Source organism: uncultured Cyclobacterium sp., from assembly GCF_963976465.1.
Lineage (GTDB): Bacteria > Bacteroidota > Bacteroidia > Cytophagales > Cyclobacteriaceae > Cyclobacterium.
Map to the genome: position 1 here is coordinate 1 of NZ_CAXBOC010000531.1, position 3,619 is coordinate 3,619.

The 3,619-nt window shown below is 40.5% G+C and carries 2 protein-coding genes; both read right to left on the bottom strand.

The window, feature by feature from the left end:
• On the bottom strand, positions 1-773 hold a 773-nt coding region (locus tag AAC037_RS21655), incomplete at its 3' end, for a hypothetical protein (protein WP_339905551.1).
• A 516-nt stretch (positions 774-1,289) separates the two neighbouring features.
• Entirely contained in the window at positions 1,290-3,434 is a 2,145-nt protein-coding gene (locus tag AAC037_RS21660) for a right-handed parallel beta-helix repeat-containing protein (protein WP_339905552.1), read from the bottom strand.
• Positions 3,435-3,619: the final 185 nt, after the last annotated feature.

Consider the following 3,619-nt stretch of genomic DNA (forward strand, 5'->3'; position numbering starts at 1 on the left):
TTGGTATTCCATCCCAGAGCGTCCCAGGATTCCCAGCCTAATTCAAACAAAGTAAACTTTGGCTTTACTTCTGAATAGCCATTGTCCTCCCTGGCATTTTTATAATGCTTGTAAAGCTCAGGTACTTTACCAACGAAAAGATAGAAGGATGAAGCCCCTTTGCCCTCTATTTCCTGGTGATAGGAATTTGTTGACAAAGTCACCGATTTTTTCCCTTGAGAAAAGAAAACGCCGGCAAAATCGTTTTTCGGAAAGATACAGAATGAGCTCACCCACCTATTTCGCGCGCCATCATTGATGAGCCGAAAGCGTTTTTCATTTTCAGCAACTAGGTTAAAGGTCTTGTTCCAACCTCCGGCATCCCCTAAACCATAAGCCACAGGCATCCCTCCAAACCTTATAGAGGTTGTATTTATATTATCATTTTGGGGAGACACATTTAAAGTAATTCGCCCTTCTTTAAAAACCAAGTCAACCTGTGCATAAGCTCCATTGGACAAGCTCACCTTTAGCTTTGCACTTTTTGAACTGCTTTTTAATACCTCTGACGAAATGACAGGATGGCCATTGAGAAAAAGTCCTGATTCTTGATCCTTAGGAACCTTAACTGTCCCTAATCGGTCCTGAATTTCCATTTTCATGCCGATAAGCTCCACTTTTAACCGGTAATTCCCATCACTTAAATACAAGGCAGGTTCTTGAATAAAAGAATAAGAGGCAAGAAAAATTGTTGCTAAAATTAAAAACAGTGATTTACAGTGTATTGAATGCATTATTACAAAAGGGTTATTGTTAGGTTTTTTAATAGTAGTGAAGCCTTTAAAAATCTACTTACGATAATGTAAGTACATTAAGCTAATGGCAAACAGCCCGCAAATATAAACCGGTATTTTTCAATTTCACGACACTATTTTATATAGACTGAGGTCGAAAAGGAATTTTTGTAAAAAAACTTGTCCCACATTATGACCATAAAGTAGGTCCGGGTTGATGAAGGGGCTCAATTCAATAATTAATTTCAGTTTATTCAACACCCTTCCATAAGACATAGGTTGTTTAACCTAAAACAAGCAATCGACAACCTATTAGATGAAAACACTCCAAAATTAGCCACTTTGTTGCAGTTTCCAATCACACCAAAACGATGCAATGCCACCCCCATAAATTCTGATTTTCTTGCGATTGCAACACTCCCACAGTATGGTCAGGAAACCCTATGGCTTAACATCATTCCAATTGAATAAGCTAGGATTAGAAATTGATATTGCTTACAATTATTTAAAGGTTTTCTATTCCTTTTCCATATTCTTCGCTACCTGCGCATCAAATGCTTCCAATATAGCTGAAGGCAGCTTGGCTTTTTGTACCCAAGATTCTTCTCCATAGACACCAATATTATCAAGGTCAAAAACCTCAAAACCAATCCGCTTAACAGCTCTCTTGTTTTTAAAATTATAGTTGAAATTTTCTGCATCAACAAATCGAGGATCTCTGATCACACTATTTTTATCATGCCCTATCTTTTGCCATTCCGCAAAACTTTTACCGTTGAAGTCATATTCATCTCCTCCCGTATTCCAGTACATATTAAGGTCCATGGCAATGTCAATCTTTTCCCAGGCACCTTGCAACACCGCACCTTCATCGAAGACGATAATATTGTTTAAAAAATCAAAAGACCTGTGCTCTTCCACCCGTGTACATTGGGCCTGGTACATTTTAGCATAGGCGAAAATATTATTTCGAATGGTATTATTTGCCCCGTAATGTTGGTGAAAACCGCCGGTTTTGGTACTGTAAACCAGGTTATTTTCCATTACTATATCAGAGGAACCTTCATCTGTATACAAGCCCCAACCACCATAAGAGTAGGCATGAACATGGTGAACAATATTATTACTGATCACTGTGCCTTCGGATTTCCCCAAGGTATAAACTGCTGCCATATCACTAAGCAGGGTCCAACCTATATGGTGGATATGGTTATTGGTGATTTTATTCCGTTTGGCTTTGCTTTCAGCATATCCCCAAACCCAGCCAACTGAAATTCCGGTATAATAAAAATTACCTATATCGTTGTGGCTGATTTCATTGTCAGAACTATGGCCTACCCAAACGCCTACTGCCGAGGGGTATTCCAAACCTCCGGTCTGTAAGATATTATTGTGGAGTTTTATATGGGAAGTATGGTTTTCACCTTTTTGGGGTCGGAAGTCCCCAAGGTAAATTCCTCCTCCACCTAGATCATGTAAATAACTGCGTTCGACCGTAGAATTATGGCAAGCTTTGCCATACCAAAGGGCATGTTGACCGGTTTTAGAAATCTCACAATTTACAAAATCAACATGGTTTGCACCTTCTAGCATCACTGCCGCATTGATCAATGCAGCCGCCTGATTGGGTTCAGAACCGGTAGGAGGAACCGCATAATGACAATGCATAAAAGAAAGACCTTCAAATCGGACATGTTCAACGGGCTTCCCATTGGCAGCATCCCCTTTGACCATTACCAGGTTTTCCAGCAGGGGTGCGACTACTTCCGCATTCTCGGGTTGCTCTCCGGGACGAGGAATATAATACAAGGTACCTTCAGGATTTAAATACCACTCTCCTGCTGCATCCAAAGCGGCAGCAAAATTTTCAAATACAATCCTACCTCCCTCCTTAATCGGGTTCCAGGGTTTCATTCCTTTACCGGAAGTAAACACCCGGGCACTGTCTCTGTCCAATCTATCAATGTGGCGCATGGTGAAATCCCATTTATGGTAGGCCCTAAAGCGAACATTCTCCAACTCATCCGCTTGAATCCCCTTAAGATAGGAGAAATTGTCTTCATCAAAAGAGTGGATTTGCTGTGCTTTTTCTACTACCCTTCCTGTACCTTTGATCCAATATTTTTGCTTCACTGCCCCTATATGCATAAAATCTTCATTGGGGGTACGTGCCAAAGTTGCCCTTTTTCCGTTGACATACAACTGGTCAAACCGCCATTTATAAAGGCGACTTTCCGGCACATCCAGTTCCCATACACCTTTTGCATTTACTTTAAATCCGGTTAGTGTTTTACCACCACTGAATATTGGGTTTTCATCCTGATAGGCTTTATAGACCACGGGAGCTTCTTGCGACCCTCCATCTTGAGGGTACAATTCAAAGGGAGCTGACATCTGGTATTCTCCTCCACGTATCAGCACGGTAACCGGACCGGTAAACCCATTGTTCATTTTGTGGTTTCTAATCCAATCCCGAGCGCCAATAAGACTTGCCAATGGTTGGTCCATTGTGCCCTTGTTTTTATCGTCACCATTAGGGGCTACATAAATCGTGAGCTCGTTTTTATTAATTTGGCTTGCCCATGCAAAGGCGTTGGGAATAAATTGAATAAACAAAAACAATAAAATCCCAATAGCACTACTAATTTTTATATAATTCATTGGTTTTTTCCTTTGGTAAGCCAATTTACAATTATAGGACAAACATTTCTATCAAGGGGGGATTTTCATTGGAATTCAGGAGGCATACAGGAAAGAGATTTTGTCAGCATTGTTGCGAAAAAAAAGCAACAATGCCGCCAAAATCAAGATTGGTATAATCTTCCTTACCAAGAGCTGACACCCTT